The sequence below is a fragment of the Streptomyces sp. CNT372 genome (assembly GCF_000377145.1).
This window is the reverse complement of record NZ_KB897784.1, coordinates 166,364-182,358: the sequence shown is the minus strand read 5'-3', so window position 1 is coordinate 182,358 and position 15,995 is coordinate 166,364. Positions and strand designations below refer to the sequence as shown.

At 74.4% G+C, this 15,995-nt stretch carries 14 protein-coding genes and 1 tRNA gene; 9 read left to right on the top strand and 6 right to left on the bottom strand.

Annotated elements, in window-relative coordinates; translation table 11 throughout:
- Positions 1 to 8: 8 nt before the first annotated feature.
- Positions 9 to 2,789, bottom strand: coding sequence for a SpoIIE family protein phosphatase (locus tag C593_RS0119720; RefSeq protein ID WP_078521673.1), 2,781 nt, complete (start codon positions 2,787 to 2,789; stop codon positions 9 to 11).
- 102 nt (positions 2,790 to 2,891) lie between these two features.
- A tRNA-Leu gene (locus tag C593_RS0119715) sits at positions 2,892 to 2,979 on the bottom strand.
- Positions 2,980 to 3,205: 226 nt separating this feature from the next.
- Here C593_RS0119715 and C593_RS0119710 point away from each other — a divergent pair.
- The 3 genes from C593_RS0119710 to C593_RS0119700 all read left to right on the top strand — a co-directional run bounded on the left by C593_RS0119710 (position 3,206) and on the right by C593_RS0119700 (position 5,849).
- Positions 3,206 to 4,531 (top strand): M20/M25/M40 family metallo-hydrolase, encoded by a 1,326-nt coding sequence (locus tag C593_RS0119710; RefSeq protein ID WP_018849028.1) that lies wholly within the window; start codon positions 3,206 to 3,208, stop codon positions 4,529 to 4,531.
- A 226-nt stretch (positions 4,532 to 4,757) separates the two neighbouring features.
- Positions 4,758 to 4,991, top strand: a complete 234-nt coding sequence (locus tag C593_RS0119705) for a chaplin (RefSeq protein WP_018849027.1) — start codon at positions 4,758 to 4,760, stop codon at positions 4,989 to 4,991.
- A gap of 150 nt (positions 4,992 to 5,141) precedes the next feature.
- A complete protein-coding gene (locus C593_RS0119700; RefSeq protein WP_018849026.1) occupies positions 5,142 to 5,849 on the top strand; it encodes a chaplin in 708 nt (235 codons plus the stop codon).
- 146 nt (positions 5,850 to 5,995) lie between these two features.
- On the opposite strand, the gene C593_RS0119695 is transcribed toward C593_RS0119700, so the two are convergent.
- Positions 5,996 to 6,184 carry a DUF5703 family protein gene (locus C593_RS0119695; RefSeq protein WP_026277856.1) on the bottom strand — a complete coding sequence of 63 codons (189 nt, stop codon included), beginning with the start codon at positions 6,182 to 6,184 and terminating at the stop codon, positions 5,996 to 5,998.
- Between the two features lie 47 nt (positions 6,185 to 6,231).
- On the opposite strand from C593_RS0119695, the gene C593_RS0119690 reads away from it, so the two are divergent.
- Positions 6,232 to 6,888 (top strand): hypothetical protein, encoded by a 657-nt coding sequence (locus C593_RS0119690; RefSeq protein WP_018849024.1) that lies wholly within the window; start codon positions 6,232 to 6,234, stop codon positions 6,886 to 6,888.
- A 103-nt stretch (positions 6,889 to 6,991) separates the two neighbouring features.
- Here C593_RS0119690 and C593_RS30030 read toward each other — a convergent pair whose 3' ends face one another.
- Together C593_RS30030 and C593_RS0119680 are read right to left on the bottom strand one after the other, a co-directional pair.
- The gene (locus tag C593_RS30030; protein ID WP_018849023.1) at positions 6,992 to 9,304 is read right to left on the bottom strand and encodes a helix-hairpin-helix domain-containing protein; all 2,313 of its coding nucleotides are present in this window, start codon (positions 9,302 to 9,304) and stop codon (positions 6,992 to 6,994) included.
- Entirely contained in the window at positions 9,301 to 10,284 is a 984-nt protein-coding gene (locus C593_RS0119680; protein WP_018849022.1) for an aldo/keto reductase, read from the bottom strand. The genes C593_RS30030 and C593_RS0119680 overlap by 4 nt, the downstream gene beginning before the upstream one ends.
- A gap of 128 nt (positions 10,285 to 10,412) precedes the next feature.
- On the opposite strand from C593_RS0119680, the gene C593_RS0119675 reads away from it, so the two are divergent.
- Together C593_RS0119675 and C593_RS0119670 are read left to right on the top strand one after the other, a co-directional pair.
- Positions 10,413 to 11,462: an LLM class F420-dependent oxidoreductase gene (locus C593_RS0119675; protein ID WP_018849021.1), complete on the top strand. Its 1,050-nt coding sequence runs from the start codon at positions 10,413 to 10,415 to the stop codon at positions 11,460 to 11,462.
- A gap of 288 nt (positions 11,463 to 11,750) precedes the next feature.
- Entirely contained in the window at positions 11,751 to 12,536 is a 786-nt protein-coding gene (locus tag C593_RS0119670) for a hypothetical protein (RefSeq protein WP_018849020.1), read from the top strand.
- 120 nt (positions 12,537 to 12,656) lie between these two features.
- On the opposite strand, the gene corA is transcribed toward C593_RS0119670, so the two are convergent.
- Complete coding sequence (corA, locus tag C593_RS0119665) at positions 12,657 to 13,649, bottom strand: magnesium/cobalt transporter CorA (protein WP_018849019.1); 993 nt, start codon at positions 13,647 to 13,649, stop codon at positions 12,657 to 12,659.
- A 52-nt stretch (positions 13,650 to 13,701) separates the two neighbouring features.
- On the opposite strand from corA, the gene C593_RS0119660 reads away from it, so the two are divergent.
- From C593_RS0119660 to C593_RS0119650, 3 genes are all read left to right on the top strand, one after another.
- Positions 13,702 to 14,415 carry a histidine phosphatase family protein gene (locus tag C593_RS0119660; protein ID WP_018849018.1) on the top strand — a complete coding sequence of 238 codons (714 nt, stop codon included), beginning with the start codon at positions 13,702 to 13,704 and terminating at the stop codon, positions 14,413 to 14,415.
- 107 nt (positions 14,416 to 14,522) lie between these two features.
- Positions 14,523 to 15,113 (top strand): DUF3090 domain-containing protein, encoded by a 591-nt coding sequence (locus C593_RS0119655; RefSeq protein ID WP_018849017.1) that lies wholly within the window; start codon positions 14,523 to 14,525, stop codon positions 15,111 to 15,113.
- Positions 15,077 to 15,976, top strand: coding sequence for an SCO1664 family protein (locus C593_RS0119650; protein ID WP_078521670.1), 900 nt, complete (start codon positions 15,077 to 15,079; stop codon positions 15,974 to 15,976). The genes C593_RS0119655 and C593_RS0119650 overlap by 37 nt, the downstream gene beginning before the upstream one ends.
- Positions 15,977 to 15,995 lie beyond the last annotated feature (19 nt).

Here is a 15,995-nt window from a genome sequence, read left to right as displayed (position 1 = left end):
CGCGCGCCTCACAGGTCCTCCATCAGAAGAACCCCCAGGTCCCCGGCCGCCTCCGCCCCGAGCGCCTGCTCAGCCCAGATGATCTTGCCGCGGTCCGTGTAGCGGGTCCCCCAGCGCCGGGACATCTGCGCCACGAGGAACAGCCCGCGGCCCCCCTCGTCCGTGAAGGCCGCGCGGCGCAGGTGCGGGGAGGTGCTGGTGCCGTCGGCGACCTCACAGATCAGGCTGTCCCGGTCACGCAGCAGCCGCAGACGGATGGGGCCCCTGCCGTACCGGATCGCGTTCGTCACCAGTTCGCTGACGATCAGCTCGGTCGTGAAGGCGGCCCCGTCGAGCCCCCAGGACTCCAGCCTGCGGGTTGCCTCGCCGCGGATCCGGGGGACGGCCGCGGGGTCGCCGGGCACCTCCCACTCCGCGACCTGATCCGGGTCGAGCAGCCGGGTGCGCGCGATCAGCAGGGCCACGTCGTCACCCGACCCGGTACGGAGCATCGCGTCGAGCACCGTCCCGCAGGTGTCCTCCAGGGAGGCGCCGGCCGTGTCGGCGAGCGCGTCCCTCAGCATGCCGAGGCCCACGTCGATGTCCCGGCCGCGGGCCTCGACCAGGCCGTCGGTGTACAGGACCAGCCGGCTGCCCGGTGCGAGCCGCAGCTCCGCCGTCTCCACCGGCAGACCGCCGCCCACGCCCAGGGGCGGCGCGACGGGGATCTCGGGGAAGGTCACGGCGCCGCCGGGCGGAACCAGCGCCGGCCCGGGGTGCCCGGCCCGGGCGAGAACGCACCGCCCGGAGACCGGGTCGTAGACCGCGTAGAGACAGGTCGCGCCGGTGACCGTCTCGGGGTTGCCCTCGGCCGCCGCGTCCAGGTCGATCCGGGTGACCAGGTCGTCCAGGTGCGCCAGGAGCTCGTCCGGCGGCAGGTCCAGGGCGGCGAAGTTGTGCACCGCGGTCCTCAGCCGGCCCATCGTCGCGGCGGCGTGCAGACCGTGCCCGACGACGTCGCCGACCACCAGGGCCACCCGGGCACCCGGCAGCGGGATGACGTCGTACCAGTCGCCGCCCACCCCCGCCTGGGCGGGCAGGTACCGGTGCCCGACCTCCAGGGCGGACAGCACGGGGAAGGTGCCGGGCAGCAGGCTGCGCTGGAGGGTGACGGCCGTGGTGTGCTCCCGGGTGTAGCGGCGCGCGTTGTCGATGCACACGGCCGCCCGGGCGGCGAGCTCCTCCGCGGGGGACAGGTCGTCCGGCTCGAAGGGGTTCTGCTCCGAACGCCAGAACTCCACGATGCCCAGCAACTGGCCCCGGGCCCGCAGCGGCACCGAGATCATCGAGTGGATGCCGTACTCGACGACCCGCCGGGTCCGCTCCGGTTCCTGGGCCCGCCACCCCTCGGCCAGGGCGAGGTGTTCCACCAGGACCGGCCGGCCGGTGACCATACCGATGGCCACGGGGTTGCCGGGCACATAACTGACCAGCGTCCCGGTGGGGTGGAGGGGCGCGTCCTCCCGGATGCCCGCGGCCGCGATGCGGCGCATCTCCGTACTCGCTCCCGTGGGCTCACCGCCCTGGAGGACGGACTCCACCAGCTCGACCGTGGCGAAGTCGGCGAAGCGCGGGACGGCCACCTCGGTCAGCTCCTCGGCGGTGCGCCTCATGTCCAGGGTGGTCCCGATCCGCGTGCTCGCGTCGTACAGCAGCTGGAGGCGCCCGCGGGCGACGTCCGCCCGGCCCGCGAGGGCGCTCAGCTCGGTCGTGTCCCGCAGGGTGGCCACGCTGCCGCCCCCCTCGCCGACCGGTCGCACATTGACCGCGAGCAAGGTGTCCCCGGCCAGGAAGACCCGGTCGGTGGCCGCCCGGCCCGATCCGAGCAGCCGGGCCAGGTCCGGGCTCAGCCCGAGCCCCGTGACCGGTTTGCCCTCCGGCTCCGGCGGCAGCGCGAGGAGCCGGCGGGCCTCGTCGTTGACCAGCAGCAGCCGCCCGTCGCCGGACAGGATGAGCACGCCCTCGCGGACCGCGTGCAGCACCGCGTCGTGGTGCTCGTACATCCGGGTCATCTCCACCGGCCCCAGGCCCCGGGTCTGGCGCCGCAGCCGCCCGCTGACCAGGGCCGACCCGCCCGCGGCCAGCAGCAGGGCGACACCGCCGGCGGTGAAGAGCACCGGCAGCTGGTGCTGCACCACGTTGGTCACCCTGCCGACGGTGACTCCCACGGTGACCAGGCCGACCGCGGTCCCGTTCTCGTCGAAGACGGCCACCGTCGAGTCGACCGCCTTGCCCAGACTGCTGTCGAATGTCGTCTGGTACGGCTCGCCGTCCAGGGCCTCACCGTAGGAGGTGGAGACATGCTTGCCGATCTGGTCCGGGTCCGGGTGGGTCCACCGGAAGCCGTAGGGGCTCAGTGCCACGACGTAGTCGACGCCGGTGTTGACGCGCACCGCCTCGGCCCGCGGCTGGAGTGCGGCCGTCGGGTCGTCGCTCTGCATCGCCTCCGCGGTGCCGGGGGCGTTCGCGAACGACTCGGCCGCCACCAGCGACCGGTCGCGGGCCTCCTGGATCGCACGGTTGCGGTCCTGGATCACGAGCACCACGACGGCGATGGCGACGAGCACCAGGACGACCACCAGCTGCAGCAGGAACACCTGCCCGGCGACGGTCCGCGGCTTCACCCGCGTCAGCCCCCGCCGCCACGCCCCACCGCGCCGGGCCCCCGGGCCGCCGTCCACGGGCCCGTCCCCCGGCGGCACACGCTCGTCCCGCCGGTCTGCCGGGGCGTTTCGCCCGATATTGCCCATTTCCTCAGTATCGGTGACCGACCGGACGGACGCGGCTCAGGGCGGGCGGACCGGGGAGGGGCGCGCCAACGCAAAAGACCCCAGATCGACTGGGGTCTCAGCTGGTGTCCGAGGGGGGACTTGAACCCCCACGCCCGATAAAGGGCACTAGCACCTCAAGCTAGCGCGTCTGCCATTCCGCCACCCGGACAAGGTGTCTGTCTCGCGGCCCCGGGCCGCTCCGACGTGGAAAACCATAGCAAACATTCGGCCCCCCTCGATCACACCCCCGAGCGCCCCGGCGCACCCCCGGTGCCCGGCCGGTGGCCGGTCCCGGTGGTGAACACGCTGTGACGGCCGGTGGCCGCCCTTGGGCGGAGGGCCCGGTGGCGGGAGGATGGGGAGCGGACCACCAGCAGCGACAGCGGGAGGAACGCGTGAGCGAGGACAGGACGGCCCCGGCGGTCTCGGGCGAGGACGAGGTCGCCGACCTCTGCCGTGAGCTGATCCGGATCGACACCAGCAACTACGGCGACCACTCCGGCCCCGGCGAGCGCGCGGCCGCCGAGTACGTCGCCGAGAAGCTCGCCGAGGTGGGCCTCGAACCGCGGATCTTCGAGTCGCACAAGGGCCGCGCCTCCACCGTGGCCCGGATCGAGGGCGAGGACCCGTCCCGCCCCGCGCTGCTCATCCACGGCCACACGGACGTCGTCCCGGCGAACGCGGAGGACTGGACCCACCACCCCTTCTCCGGCGAGATCGCGGACGGCTGCGTCTGGGGCCGGGGGGCGGTGGACATGAAGGACATGGACGCCATGACCCTCGCGGTGGTGCGCGAGCGGCTGCGCACCGGCCGCAAGCCCCCGCGCGACGTCGTGCTCGCCTTCCTCGCCGACGAGGAGGCCGGAGGCACCTACGGGGCGCGGTACCTCGTCGACAAGCACCCGGGCCTCTTCGAGGGGGTCACCGAGGCGATCGGCGAGGTCGGCGGCTTCTCGTTCACGGTCAACGAGAACCTGCGCCTCTACCTGGTGGAGACCGCGCAGAAGGGCATGCACTGGATGCGCCTGACGGTCGAGGGCACCGCCGGGCACGGCTCGATGACCAACGACGACAACGCCATCACCGAGCTGTGCGAGGCCGTCGGCCGGCTCGGCCGTCACACCTGGCCGGTCCGGGTCACCAAGACCGTCCGCTCCTTCCTCGACGAGCTGTCCGACGCGCTGGGCACACCCCTCGACCCCGAGGACATGGAGGCCACCCTCGCCAAGCTGGGCGGCATCGCCAAGATGGTCGGCGCGACCCTGCGCAACTCCGCGGCCCCGACCATGCTCGGCGCCGGCTACAAGGTGAACGTCATCCCCGGCCAGGCCACCGCCCATGTCGACGGCCGGTTCCTGCCCGGCTACGAGGAGGAGTTCCTTGCCGACCTTGACCGGCTCCTCGGCCCCCGGGTCCGGCGGGAGGACGTGCACGGCGACAAGGCCCTGGAGACCAGCTTCGACGGCGCCCTGGTGGACGCCATGCAGGTGGCCCTCAAGGCCGAGGACCCCATCGCGCGGGCCGTGCCGTACATGCTCTCCGGCGGTACCGACGCCAAGTCCTTCGACGACCTCGGCATCCGCTGCTTCGGCTTCGCGCCGCTGAAGCTGCCCCCGGAGCTGGACTTCGCGGGCATGTTCCACGGCGTGGACGAGCGGGTCCCGGTGGACGGCCTGAAGTTCGGCGTCCGGGTGCTGGACCGCTTCCTCGACGCCTGCTGAGTCCGGCCCCGGCCCGGCCCCGGCCCCGGCCCGGCCCCGGCCCCGGCCCGGCCCCGGCCCCGGCCCGGCCTCGGCCGGCCGCCGTCGCGGTTGCCGGAAATCGTCCGTCTGTCCGCCGCCCACCGGAAAGAGTGAACGGGGGTTTCGCCTCGTAGCCCCCGTGCCTCCCCCTCGTTACAGGTGATGCGGTCCGAGGTTGGGACCGTTTTGCCAACTAGGAGGAATAATGATCAAGAAGGTCGTCGCTGCTGCGGCTGCCACCGGTGGTCTGGTGCTCGCGGGCGCGGGAGTCGCCATGGCCGACTCGGGTGCCCACGGTGCCGCTGTCGGTTCCCCCGGCGTGCTCTCCGGCAACCTGATCCAGGCGCCGATCCACGTCCCGGTCAACGTGTGCGGCAACACCGTCAACGTGATCGGCCTGCTGAACCCGGCCTTCGGCAACACCTGCGTCAACGCCTGACGTTCATGTGACGTGACGGCCCGGACCACTCCAGGACCGGGTCGGATTCCGGGCGGCTCCGGAGTGCATGCCATGCACTCCGGAGCCGCCCGGTTCTCCTCCCCGGGCGTGCACCGGGGTACCGAAGGAAGTGGAAGGCAGGGCATCACCATGCGACAGGTCACGCGCAAGGGCCTGGTCACCGTGGCGGCCGCGGGGGGCGTACTCGCCCTCGGCGGGGGCTACGCGCAGGCGGACTCGGGGGCGAACGGCGGGGCGTCGAACTCTCCCGGCGTTCTGTCCGGCAACTCGGTCCAGGCGCCCGTGCACGTCCCCGTGAACGCCTGCGGGAACACCGTGAACGTCGTCGGGCTCCTGAACCCGGCGATGGGCAACAAGTGCGCCAACGTCTCCCGGGGCACGGGCGGCGGAGGCGGGGGCGGGGGCGGATCGCACGCGGACGGCGGGACGAGCAACTCCCCGGGCGTCGGCTCGGGCAACTCGGTCCAGGCCCCGGTCGATCTCCCCGTCAACGCGTGCGGGAACAGCGTCACCATCGGGGGGCTCCTCAACCCGTCGTTCGGCAACGACTGCGAGAACGGCCCCGGCACCCCCACGCCACCCGGCAAGCCGGGCACCCCCGAGGAGCCCGAGCCCCCCAAGACCCCCCAGAACCCGGTCTCGCCCGAGAAGCCGGGCGAGCCGGGCGAGCCGGGTGAACCGGGGACCCCGAACACGCCGGGCACCCAGACGGTCACGCCGCCGGACGAGCAACTCGCCGCGACGGGCGCGGGCGCTCTGGGCGTCGCCGCACCGGTCGGCGCGGGCCTGCTGCTCGCGGGCGCCGTGCTCTACCGCAAGGCGCGCCGGGCCGCCTAGGAGGTGTCCGGCGCGCACGGGGCGGCGGACGGTCAGGACCGGCCGCCCCCTCCCCCCACATGCGCACGCCCCACACGTGCGCGGCACGACGAGGAGCGGGTCCGTCTCCACGGGCCCGCTCCTTGCCGTCGACGCCGTGCCGGCCTCTACCAGGTGGCGCGCACCTGGCGGATGATGCGACGGCGGAGCCGCACACGGCGGCTGCCGTCCCTCAGCAGCGTCAGTCGGTCCAGCTCCCAGTGTCCGTACTCGGCGTGGTCGGTGAGCAGTCGCGCCGCTTCCCTGCGGGACACCCCGCGCGGCACATACACGTCTGTGAATTCGTATTCCGGCATCGCATCTATTGTGCGGGCAGCCGCCCGGTACGGATAGCGTGCGCACTATGTCTGATGCTGCGCAGCCCACCGCTGCCGAGGTACGTGCCGCCGCCGATGCGGTCAAGGCCGCACTGGACCGCCACCTCGCGGCGGTCGAGAACCGCACGGGCGACGACGACCCCGCCGTCTACGAGTCCTTCAACGCCCTCGCCGCCGCGGCCGAGGCGTACGACGAGCGGCTCTACGACCGCTACGACGAGGTGACCCCCTTCGAGATCCCCGGCGCGGACGACTCCCTGCCGCCGTACGCCGGCCCCGAGGAGCCCAACGCGCTCAGCGTCCTCATCCGCCGCGACTACGCGGTGGCCGAGCCGCAGCGGCTGCTCGCCCAGGCACAGCGGATCGCCGACCTCGACCCGGACGCCCCGGCCCGCCCCTCCGACGCGCCGGTCGTGGGGAGCAGTGTGCACGCGGCGCTGGGGGTCCTCTTCGGTGAGTTCGAGCCGGACGAAATCGCCTCGCGGCACAAGGAGTTCGGCCTGGAGGAGGGCGACTCCACCCTCTGGGTCGCCGCGGCGGACGAGCTGCCCGAGCCGGGGGAGTGGCTGAGCGCCCCCTTCGACCAGGCCGACCCGGAACGGGTGGTGTGCCGGTTCGACGTGAGCGCGGTCTTCGACGAGGAGGACCTGGAGGGCTTCGAGGACCGGGACGACGACGCCTGACGCCGCCCCCGACCGCGTCCCCTCGGGCGCCCCGTCCGGCTGCGGCCGGACGGGGCGCCCGTTCGTGTGCGGGACCTGTGGGCGTGGGGTGGCCGGTGGCGGCTCAGGGGGTGGGGGACGGCGCGAGCAGGGCCTCCAGCAGGGTGCGCAGCCTGGTCGACCGGGGCGCGTCCGGGACCTCGGCGACGGCCCGGGGGAGCGCCTGGTCGACGCCGTGGACCACCGAGACGTGCCGCTCGCCGCGTCCGAAGGCCGTGTAGACCCAGGGCCGGCTCAGGCCGGGCGCGGCGTCGCCCGGCAGCACCACCACGGCGGCCGGCCAGCGGGCCCCGGCCGCCTGATGGGCCGTCACGGCCCAGCCGTGGCGCAGCGCCGACTCCACTCGGGCCCGGGGCACCAGCACCGGGCGGCCCTCGCACTCCACCCGCAGCCCGTCCGCCTCGGCCGCGACCACGGTGCCGGTCAGGGTCCGGCCGGGGGAGTGGGCGTAGGCGACCCGGTCGCCCGGGTCGAAGCCGCCGAAGCGGCCGGGGCCGGGGTTCAGGCGCTCCTTGAGGGCCGCGTTCAGCGCCCGGGTGCCGGCCGCGCCGCCGTGGCCCACGGTGATCACCTGCGTCTGGCCGGCGGGGACGCCGATGGCGCGCGGCACGGAGTCGGCGACGAGTTGCACCGTGCGGTGGACGGCCTCGCCCGCGTCCCGCACGGGGACGATGACCAGCTCCTTGCCGGGTGCCTCCACCTGGTTCAGCTCGCCGACGCCGATGCCCGAGACCAGTTCGCCGAGGGGCCCCGGGTCCGGGGTGCGGGAGGCGATCTGCGGGCACACCCGGGCGGCGAGCAGATCGCCGAAGACCCGGCCGGCGCCCGCCGAGCCGAGGACCCCGGGGTCGCCGCCGAGCACCAGCCGGCAGCCGTCGGGCAGCGACTCGACGAGCATCGCGGCACTCTCCACGTCGAGCTGGGGGGCGTCGAGGACGACCAGCAGGTCCAGGGCGAGGGCCCCGTCCTCGTCCCGGCCGGGGCCCGCCGAGCCGCCGAGCAGTTCGGTCACGGTGACCGCGTCCGCCCCGGGGCCCAGGCGGCGGCAGCCGTTCGGACTGTGCACGGCCACCAGGGCGCGCAGTCCGCGCTCCCGGGCGTACGCGGCGAGCGCGACCGGCTCGGCGCGGGCCGCCTCGCCGCCGGTGTGCACGACGAGCCCGTGCGCGCCGGCGGCCCGGACCAGCTCGGGTCCCTCCCACTCCTCGGCGGGGCCGGTACGGGCGAGCCGGGCGAGCCCTTCGGCGAGGCTCTCCTCCGCCATCGCGTACCGGTCCAGCCCGAGGAATACGGGGACGGGGGCGGCGGGCTCCTCCTCGGGGGCCGCGTCGGCGGTCTCCTGCGCCCGGTCCTGGAAGGCGAACGCGGTACCGGCCTCGACCGCCAGTTCCACGGCCTTGTCCGGCTCGGGGACCTGGCGCTGTGCGAGGGCCGCGCGGACGGCGGAGACCTCCTGGACCGTGTGGCCGCGCACGGCGGCGTGCTCCAGCACCCAGGCCACCAGGGCGGCGGCCCGGCGCTCGTCCCCGGGGCCGCACTCGGGGCCGAGCAGCGCCCGGGCGAAGCCGTCGGCCTGCTCGGGGCGCACCTCGGGCACGGAGAGCAGGCGCCACGGGTCTTCGGCGAGCAGCCCGGCGGCGGATTCCCCGAGCGCCTCGGCCACGGGGCCCGCGAGACTCTCGGGCGCCCCGCCCCGGACGAGCACGGCCCGCACCTCGTCGAGCGCCCCCGGTGCGACCTCCCGCCGCGGGGCGGGCTCGGGCCGTCGTGTCACCTGCGGGGCGGGCCGCGGGGGCGCGGCCTCGAAGAACTCGGTCGCCGCGGCCGAACCGCTCTCGACCGCGCGCACGGCGGCGAGCAGATCGGCGGCGGTGCCGCTGAGCTTGCCCCCGCTCTCCACCGGCCCCTCCCGCTCGGCCCGCCGCCGAGCGATCCGCTCCCGCAGCTCCCGCTGCGCGGCGAGCTCGGCCTGCGCCTCACTGACCCCCGCGGCCTCGCCCTCCGCCGGGCCGTCCTCGCCCCCGGAGGTGGCCTCGCCCTCCGGGCCGCCGTCCTCACCCGCCGGGCCGGCCTCGCCCGCCGGGCCGTCGGCTTCGCCGGAGGCGGGCTCGCCCGCCGGGCCGTCCTCACTCGCCGGGTCGGCCTCGCCCCCCGCCGCGCCGTCCTCACCCGCGGAGGCGGGCTGGCCCGCCGGGCCGTCCTCGCCCCCGGAGGTGGCCTCGCCCGCCGGGCCGTCGGCTTCGCCGGAGGCGGGCTCCGCCCCCGCGAAGCCGTCGGCTTCGCCGGCTTCCGCGACCTCGGTGCCCTCCGGCGCGGGCGGGGCCTCCGCGGGCGGGGCGGTGGGGTCGTCGGGGGACGGCGGGGTCGGGGCGTTCACAGCGTGCTCCAGTCCTGGTCGGGATAGCGGTGCACGGGCGCGGACACATCGTCCAGCGCCTGGCAGATCTCGTCAGGAAGACTAAGCGCCTCCACCGACAACGCGGCCGTGAGCTGCTGCGCGTTGCGCGCGCCGAGGATCGGGGCCACGACGCCCGGGCGGTCCCGCACCCACGCGAGGGCCACCGCCAGCGGGGTCGACGCGAGGCCGTCCGCCGCCGTGGCGACCGCGTCGACGATGCGGGCCGCCGCGTCGTCGAGGTACGGCTCGACGAACGGGGCCATGTGCTCGGAGGCACCCCGCGAGTCCGCCGGGACCGCCGTGCGGTACTTGCCCGTGAGCACGCCCCGCCCCAGCGGCGAGGACGGCAGCAGCCCGATGCCCAGGTCCAGCGCGGCCGGCAGCACCTCCCGCTCCACGCCCCGCTGGAGGAGGGAGTACTCCATCTGCGTGCTCGCCAGCCGGGTGCGCGGCCCGGGCGCGGCGAGCTGCCAGGTGCCCGCCTTGGCGAGCTGCCAGCCGCAGAAGTTCGACACGCCCGCGTACCGTGCCCGTCCGCTGCTCACCGCGATGTCGAGTGCCTGGAGGGTCTCCTCCAGCGGTGTGTCCGGGTCGAAGGCGTGGACCTGCCACAGGTCCACGTACTCCGTGCCCAGCCGCGCCAGCGACGCGTCCAGCGCGGCGAGCAGATGCCCGCGCGAGCCGTCGAACCGGCGGTCCGGATCGCGCACGCTGCCCGCCTTCGTGGCGATGACCAGGTCCTGTCGGGGCACCAGCCGCTCGACCAGCTGCCCCAGCAGGTACTCGGCCTCGCCGCCGCCGTAGACGTCCGCCGTGTCGACGAGCGTGCCCCCGGCCTCCCAGAACGCCTTCAACTGCTCCGCGGCGTCGTGCTCGCCCGTGTCCCGGCCCCAGGTGAGGGTGCCGAGCCCGATCCGGGACACGCGCAGGCCGGTGCGGCCGAGATGCCTCTGCTCCATGGGCGCTGAGATTACTGGCCAGGGGCGCACGCTGAGAGACCCTGTGGACAACGTCCCCCTGCCGGTCGCCCCGCTCGCGCGCTAGAGTCCCCGGAAAGGGACGTTACTGATCAGTAAGAGGGAGTGACATGCGGCTCGGCATCAACCTCGGTTACTGGGGCGCGGGGATGGACGGCGACAACCTCGCGGTCGCGCAGGAGGCCGACAGGCTCGGCTACGACGTCTGCTGGGCGGCGGAGGCGTACGGCTCCGACGCCCCCACCGTGCTGAGCTGGGTCGCCGCCCAGACGGAGCGCATCGACGTCGGCTCCGCGATCCTCCAGATCCCCGCCCGCCAGCCCGCGATGACCGCGATGACGGCGGCCACCCTCGACTCGCTCTCCGGCGGCCGCTTCCGCCTCGGCCTGGGCGTCTCCGGCCCGCAGGTCTCCGAGGGCTGGTACGGCGTCAAGTTCGACAAGCCGCTGGCCCGCACCCGCGAGTACGTGGAGATCGTCCGCAAGGCGATGACCCGTGAGCGGCTGAGCTACGAGGGCGAGCACTGGACCCTCCCGCTCCCGGACGGGCCCGGCAAGCCGCTGAAGCTCACCGTGCACCCGGAGCGCGAGCACATCCCGCTCTACATCGCGGCGATCGGCCCGAAGAACCTGGAGCAGACCGGTGAGATCGCGGACGGCGCCCTGCTGATCTTCCCCTCCGCCGAGCACCTGGAGGAGACCGCGGTCCGCCACATCCGCGCGGGCCGGGAGAAGGCCGGGAAGACGATGGACGGCTTCGACGTCTGCCCGACCCTGCCGCTGGCCGTCGGCGACGACGTCACCGGCCTCGCCGACATGTTCCGCCCGTACACCGCGCTGTACGTGGGCGGCATGGGCAGCCGCAAGCAGAACTTCTACAACCAGCTCGCGCAGCGCATGGGCTACGAGAAGGAGGCGGCCGAGATCCAGGACAAGTACCTGGACGGGGACAAGGCGGGCGCGGCCGCCGCCGTGCCGCACCAGCTCATCGACCAGACCGCCCTGCTCGGCCCGGTCCAGCGCATCGCGGACCGTATGGCGGCCTACGCGGCAGCCGGGGTCACCACCCTCACGCTCGCCCCGGCCGGCTTCACGCTGGACGAGCGGATCACGGCCCTCCGGGCAGGCACCGAGGCCCTGGAGCTGGCCGGCCTCGCCTAGGTCCACCCGCACGGCAGCGGCCGGTCCCCGGGGCACGAGATGCCCCGGGGACCGGCCGTCCTCCTGGGAAGTTCTGCGGCCGTGGTGGGGGCTCGGGGGTCTTCCCCGCCACGGCCGTCACGCGGTACAACGCGCCGGCCGCGCCGTGGTTACTGCCTGCGTGCCACCGATTGACATCGCCCATTCGGGCGAGTCTGGTCCCCCAGGTGTTGGCTCGCCCGGCATGTCGCATGTGACCCTTTTCTCTGCGGTCGCCCCGAGGTGTCCGCGGTGAAGGAGGTGGCAGACATGCTCTCGGCACGCGGTCTCTTCCAGGAGATCATCGACAGCGACGACAGCTATCAGTTGTTCTGCTCCATCGCGGCCAGCGGGGAGGCCCAGGGCGGCTGGGAGAACGCCCGCATCGCCGCTCTGGTGCCCGAGAGCATGCGGGACATGGCGCCCAAGATCACCCGGCACGGCGCCGACGAGGACAAGCACGGGCGCATCTTCAACGCCCTGCTCAAGAAGCGCCAGCTCGAACCCGTGCCCGTCCCGCCGGACACCGACTACACGATGCTGCTGGAGCAGCAGGGCATCGGGCTCGCCCACGACAAGCTGCGGCGGGACGAGCCGCTGTCCGAGGAGGACATCGTCGTCTACCTCTCCCACAGCCGGGTCACCGAGCAGCGGGCCGCCGACCAGATGGAGATGCTGACGAGGCACTTCGGTGACCACCCCGAGGTCGGCAAGGCCATCCGGCAGATCTCCCACGACGAGGACAACCACCTCGCCTACTGCCACGAGGAACTGCTCCGCCTCGCGGCGGAGGGCCACGGCCGCACGATCCACCGGGTGCTCCGCGAGAGCGCGCTCGCCGAGATCAGGATCTACCGCGACGTCTCCCTCGCCGTGATGAGCCACATGGGCCGGGTGCTGAAGTGGCCCCGCGTCAAGTCCGCGGCGCTCGCGGCCGGCATCCACGCGATGTACGCGTACGAGCGGCTCGGCGGCTGGCACCGGATGATCACCCTGAGGATGCCCGAGCGGCGCGGCGCCCTCGACGGCCCCCCGGCTCCCGCCCCCGTCTTCTGACCCCCGCCCGCCCCCGGCGCACCGCGCCCGGGCCCGCACAGCCCGGACACCCCCGGCCTACCGCGCCCGCACGACCCGGCCGCCCCCGGCGCACCACGCGCCGGGGGCGGCCGGGCGCCGTCAGAGCCAGCCGTTCCGCTTGAACAGCCGGTACAGACCCGCCATCGCCCCCGCCATCAGCAGCACCACCAGCGGGTAGCCCCAGGTCTGCCGCAGCTCCGGCATGTGCTCGAAGTTCATCCCGTACACCCCGGCGACCATCGTCGGCACCGCGGCCATCGCCGCCCAGGCCGAGATCTTGCGCATGTCGTCGTTCTGCCGCACGCCCATCTGCGCCAGATGCGCGGCCAGGATGTCCGACACCAGCCGGTCAAGGCTCTCCACCAGCTCGTTCGCCCGGGTCAGGTGGTCGCTGACGTCCCGGAAGAAGGGCTGGGAGTGCTCGTGGACGAACGGGACCCCCGCGCTCGCCAGCCGGGCCATCGGCGCGGCGAGCGGGCCGGCCGCGCGGCGGAACTCCAGCACCTGCCGCTTGAAGGTGTAGATCCTCGCCGCCGTGTTCTTCGCGTCCCGGCCGCCCGGCGCGAAGACCTTGGCCTCCATCTCCTCCAGGTCCACCTGGAGTTCGGCCGCGACCTCGATGTAGTGGTCCACGACCGCGTCGCTGATCGCGTAGAGCACCGCGGTCGGCCCGTGCCGCAGCACCGCGGGCTCCGCCTCCAGCCGCTCCCGCACGGCGCCCAGGGGCGCGCCCTCGCCGTGCCGGACGGTCACGACGAAGGAGTCGCCTATGAAGACCATCAGCTCCCCGGCGCTGACCGTGTCGCTCTCCGTCTCGTAGACGATCGGCTTCAGGACGACGAACAGCGAGTCGTCGTAGACCTCCAGCTTGGGCCGCTGATGCGCCTTCAGCGCGTCCTCCACCGCCAGGGGGTGCAGGCCGAACTCCTCCGCGACATGGTCGAACTCGTCCTCCGTCGGCTCGTGCAGGCCGACCCAGAGGAACGCGTCGCCCGTCGCCCGCGCCTCGTCCAGGGCGTCGGAGAAGTCCGACGGGCCCTCGGTGCGGCGCCCGTCGCGGTAGATGGCACAGTCCACGATCACGGCGCGCATTCTTCCCCGTCCGGCCGGGGCGCACACGCCGGGCCGCCGTAGGCTTGCCGTCATGGCCACGCTGATCCTCGTACGGCACGGACGTTCCACCGCCAACACCGCCGGGGTGCTGGCCGGGCGGACGCCCGGCGTCCACCTCGACGAACGCGGCGCCGCCCAGGCCGCGGCCCTGCCCGCGCGGCTCGCCGCACTGCCGGTCGCCGCCGCGGTCTCCAGCCCCCTGGAGCGCTGCCGGGAGACCCTTCAGCCGCTCCTCGACGCCCGGCCCGGGCTCGCCCTGGAGACGGACGAGCGGATCAGCGAGTGCGACTACGGCGACTGGTCGGGCCGCAAACTCGGCGAACTCGCCGACCACCCCCTGATGGAGATCGTGCAGCAGCACCCCTCCGCCGCCGCCTTCCCCGGCGGCGAGTCGATGCGCGCCATGCAGGACCGCGCCGTGGCGGCGGTGCGCGACTGGAACGCGCGGATCGAGGCGGCGCACGGCGAGCACGCCGTCTACGTCATGTGCTCGCACGGTGACATCATCAAATCCCTGGTGGCCGACGCCCTCGGGATGCATCTCGACCTGTTCCAGCGGATCCAGGTCGAGCCCTGCTCGGTGACCGCCGTGCGCTACACCCGCACCCGTCCGTTCCTGCTCAGGCTCGGCGACACCGGCGACCTCGCCGCCCTGGCGCCGCCCGCCCCGGCCGACGGGGCGGCGGAGAACCGGGCCGGGGACAGCGGCCGGGCCGTCGTCGGAGGCGGCGCGGGCGCACCGTGATCGCTCCGCGCAGTAGGGTGGACAGGCCACGGTGCAGGGGGAACCCGTAGCCCGCGCAGGTGGACCGACAGCCCGATCCGAAGACCGATCCCAAGGGAGATCAGGACGTGTCCCGTCAGGTGTTCCTCTACGACCCGCCGGAACGATTCGTGGCCGGCACGGTCGGGTTGCCTGGACGCCGTACGTTCTTCCTGCAGGCATCCGCCGCAGGGCGCGTCACCAGCGTCGCGCTGGAGAAGACCCAGGTCGCCGCGCTCGCCGAACGGATCGACGAACTGCTGGACGAGGTCGTGCGGCGCACCGGGGGCAACGCCCCCGTCCCCGCGATGGCCCCCGCGGACGTCGCGGACACTGCGCCCCTCGACAACCCGGTCGAGGAGGAGTTCCGGGTCGGCACCATGGCGCTCGCCTGGGACGGCGAGGAGCAGCGCATGATCGTCGAGGCCCAGGCGCTCGTCGAACTCGACGCGGACTCCGACGAGGACCTCGCCGAGGCCGAGGAGCGACTGCTCCAGGACGAGGAGAACGGCCCGCCCATGCTGCGGGTGCGGCTCACCGGCGCCCAGGCCCGCGCCTTCGCCAAGCGCGCCCTGGACGTGGTGAACGCCGGCCGCCCGCCGTGCCCGCTGTGCAGCCTGCCGCTCGACCCGGAGGGACACGTATGTCCGCGCCAGAACGGATACCGGCGCGGAGCGTGACCGCGACCGGGCCCGCGGCCGGGGCCGACAGCGCGACCGGGCCCGCGAGCGAGGCCGGGACCGGGGCCGCCGCCGACACCATCGCCCTGCTCACCGAGGGCGAGCTGACCGTACGGGGCCGGGTCCGGGAGGCCTCCAACGCGGTCCTCTTCTGCACGGTCGCGCGCGACGGCGAGGAGGCGCACTGCGTCTACAAGCCCGTCGCGGGCGAGCGGCCGCTCTGGGACTTCCCCGACGGCAACCTCGCCCAGCGCGAGGTTGCCGCCTACGAACTGTCCGAGGCGACGGGCTGGGGCCTGGTGCCGCCGACCGTCCTGCGCGACGGCCCCTACGGGCAGGGCATGGTCCAGCTCTGGGTGGACACCGCCCCCGCCGGCGGTGACGGGCTGCTGGCCCTGGTGGAGGGCGAGGAGCCCGGCGCGGGCTGGAAGGCGGTCGGCTTCGCGGACGTGGGGGAGGGCCGCACCGCCCTGCTGGTCCACGCCGACGACGAGCGCCTGCGCCGCCTCGCGGTCCTCGACGCGGTGATCAACAACGGTGACCGCAAGGGCGGCCATCTGCTGCCGACCGGCGACGGCGGCCTGTACGCCATCGACCACGGCGTCAGCTTCCACACCGACGACAAGCTGCGCACCCTGCTCTGGGGCTGGGCCGGCGAACCCCTGACCGCCGACGCCCGCGAGGCCCTCGGCTCGGTGGCCGATTCCCTCACCGAGGGGGCGCCGCTCACCACCCGACTGGCCGAACTGCTGACCGCGGCCGAGGTGGCCGCCCTGCGCACCCGCGTCGGCACCCTGCTGGAGAGGGGCACCCACCCCGTGCCGTCCGGCGAGTGGCCCGCGATCCCCTGGCCGCCGGTGTGACCCCGCGGGGGGCCACCGG